This is a genomic window from Methylibium sp. (assembly GCF_013817345.1).
GTDB lineage: Bacteria > Pseudomonadota > Gammaproteobacteria > Burkholderiales > Burkholderiaceae_C > Methylibium.
Map to the genome: position 1 here is coordinate 1 of NZ_JACDCW010000191.1, position 3028 is coordinate 3028.

Annotated in this window: 3 protein-coding genes; 1 reads left to right on the plus strand and 2 read right to left on the minus strand. The window is 70.7% G+C overall.

Annotated features, from left to right (window positions below):
- A partial coding sequence (ssb, locus tag H0W40_RS19740; RefSeq protein WP_292449611.1) for a single-stranded DNA-binding protein occupies positions 1–478 on the minus strand: 478 nt, incomplete at its 3' end.
- Positions 479–626: 148 nt separating this feature from the next.
- On the opposite strand from ssb, the gene recQ reads away from it, so the two are divergent.
- Entirely contained in the window at positions 627–2528 is a 1902-nt protein-coding gene (gene recQ, locus H0W40_RS19745; protein ID WP_292449613.1) for a DNA helicase RecQ, read from the plus strand.
- A 21-nt stretch (positions 2529–2549) separates the two neighbouring features.
- On the opposite strand, the gene H0W40_RS19750 is transcribed toward recQ, so the two are convergent.
- On the minus strand, positions 2550–3028 hold a 479-nt coding region (locus tag H0W40_RS19750; protein ID WP_292449615.1), incomplete at its 5' end, for a hypothetical protein.

Genomic DNA, 3028 nt, shown 5'->3' on the forward strand with positions numbered 1-3028 from the left:
GTGCGGCACGGCCGGCTGGAGCGCGCGGGGCCGATGCCGGGCGGGCGCTGCGCTCGCCACCGCCGCCGCCACCGCCACCGCCACCGCCACCGCCGCTGCTTTCAGCGTATCCGCTGTCGCCGGCGTCGCCGCCACCCATGCCCTCTCGGCTGCCGAGGAGCTGCATCTGTTCGGCGACGATCTCGGTGGTGTACTTTTCCACGCCGTCCTTGTCGGTCCACTTGCGGGTCTTGAGGCGACCTTCCACGTAGACCGGGCGACCCTTCTTCAGGTACTCACCGGCGATCTCGGCCAGGCGGTCGCGGAAGACCACGCGGTGCCACTCGGTTTCTTCCTGCATCTCGCCGGAATCGCGCTGCTTCCAGCGCCGGGTGGTGGCAATCGTGACGTTGCAGATCGTCCCGCCGTCGGGGAAGCTGCGGCTCTCGGGGTCGCGCCCGAGGTTGCCGATGAGGGTGACTTTGTTGACTGAGGCCATGCGGGCTGCTCCTGAGCGCGAGACGACCGCAGATTGTGCCGCATGGACCTGCGCCGAACCGCCCCCAAGGTACACACCGCCGAGGGGTTGACCGCCCGCTACGATCGCGGGCTGCGCGAGCGCCGCGCCCCTGCCCGACACCGCCTTCATGCTGCCTGCCACCTCCCTCGCTCCCACTACTGCCGACCCGCTCGCGATCCTGCAGGAGGTGTTCGGTTACGACGCCTTTCGCGGCGCGCAGGGCGAAGTGATCGAGCACGTGTGCACCGGCGGCGACGCGCTGGTGCTCATGCCCACCGGCGGCGGCAAGAGCCTGTGCTACCAGGTGCCGGCCATCGCCCGACACCGCGCCGGGCGCGGCGTGGCGGTGGTGGTGAGCCCGCTGATCGCGCTGATGCACGACCAGGTCGGCGCACTCGAAGAAGCCGGCGTGCATGCCGCCTTCCTCAACTCGTCGCAGGATTTCGGCACCGTGCAGCGCATCGAGCGCGAGATGACCAGCGGGCGGCTGGTGCTGCTCTATGCCGCACCGGAGCGCCTGACCACGCCGCGCATGCTGGCGCAGCTCGACTCGCTGCACGAACGCGGCCTGCTGAGCCTGTTCGCGATCGACGAGGCGCACTGCGTCAGCCAGTGGGGTCATGATTTCCGCGAGGACTACCTCGGCCTGCATGTGCTGCACGAGCGCTACGCCGGCGTGCCCCGCATCGCACTCACTGCCACCGCCGACGACCACACCCGCGCCGACATCGTCCAGCGCCTGCAGCTCGAAGACGCACGCGTCTTCGTCGCCAGCTTCGATCGGCCCAACATCCGCTACCGCGTGGTCGAGAAGGAAGACCCGCGCAAGCAGTTGCTGCGCTTCGTGGCCGAGGAACACGACGGCGAGGCCGGCATCGTCTATTGCCAGACGCGCAAGAAGGTGGACGAAACCGCCGCCTGGCTCGCCGGCGAGGGCATCGCCGCGCTGCCTTATCACGCTGGCCATGACGCGAGTGTTCGGCAGAAGCACCAGAACCGCTTCCTGCGCGAGGACGGCGTGGTGATGGTCGCCACCATCGCCTTCGGCATGGGCATCGACAAGCCCGACGTGCGCTTCGTCGCCCACCTCGACCTGCCCAAGAACATCGAGGGCTACTACCAGGAAACCGGCCGCGCCGGCCGCGACGGCGAACCGGCCGAGGCCTGGATGGCCTACGGCCTGGCCGACGTGGTCAACCAGCGCCGCATGATCGACGAGAGCCCGGCGGCCGACGAGTTCAAGCGCCTGCAACGCGGCAAGCTCGACGCCCTGCTCGCCCTGGCCGAGTCGCACGACTGTCGTCGCGTGCGCCTGCTCGACTACTTCGGCGAAGAAGGGCGGCCCTGCGCCCCCTATCAGAACGCCTGCGACAACTGCCTGAATCCGCCCGCCACCTGGGACGCCACGGAGGCCGCGCGCAAGGCGCTTTCGTGCATCTACCGCTTCGGCCATCACAGCCATGGGCCGCGCAGCTTCGGCGCCGGCCACCTGATCGACGTGCTGCGTGGCAAGGCGACCGAGAAGGTCGCGCAGCACGGGCACGAGCGGCTGTCCACCTTCGGCGTGGGCGCCGATCTGTCCGAGCAGCAATGGCGCGGCGTGCTGCGCCAGCTCGTGGCGCTCGGCCATGTGGTGAGCGAAGGCGAATACAACACGCTGGCACTGACCGAAAGCGCGCGGGCGGTGCTCAAGGGTGGCGTGCAACTGCTGCTGCGCGTGCCGAGCGAGGCGCCCAAACGGAGCAAGCGCGCCGGCCGCGTCACGAGCACCGGCGGCAAGGCCGCAAAAGGCGCGCCGGCCGACCTGGACGCCGCCGCGCAGGCGCGCTTCGAGGCGCTGCGCGCCTGGCGCAGCGAGGTTGCGCGCGAGCACAACCTGCCGAGCTACATCGTCTTCTCGAACGCCGCCCTGGCCGAGATGGCGCGGCGGGCGCCCGGCACGCTGGGCGAACTGGGCGAGGTCAGCGGCGTGGGCGAGAAGAAGCTGGAGGCCTACGGGCGCGAAATTCTGCGGGTGCTCGCGGGCTGAGCCGCGCGCCGTTCGCTTGGCTCACCAGAAATCGACACTGCGGCTCGCGTCCTCCCTTCGCGGCAACCACAACTCGAGCACCCGCTCGGTCGTGCCCGCCTCTTCGGGCAACTGGCGTATCCATACCTCCACCGGCTTACGGCCGGGCACCGACCAGGCTTTCTGGATCAAGGGGCGCAGCGCCTGCGCGCAGGTGCGCTCGGCCGCGCCGTGCAGCACGAAGGTGGGGTGTGGCCAGGGCACCGGGCGGCGCGTACCGCGCAGCGAGGCGCTGCGCGTGACGTCTTCGACCGGCGCGACCTGCACGGCATCGCCCGCGGCCTGCTGCAGTTGCCGTCGCAGCGTGCGGGCGAGCTGACGCGAGGCCTCGTCGTAGACCTGGGTGTAGAGCTGCAGCGGCCGTGCGCCGTCGGCCGCGCCGGTGCGCGCTGCGCAGGCGCGGGCGATGGCCGGGTTCGGCGCGGCAGGGGCAGACTGCGCTGCGGCGTTCGGCGTGCCGT

What these genes read in the sequence shown, in the direction of transcription:
- recQ (WP_292449613.1), top strand. Translation starts at nt 627, where the DNA reads ATGCTGCCTGCCACCTCCCTCGCTCCCACTACTGCCGACCCGCTCGCG.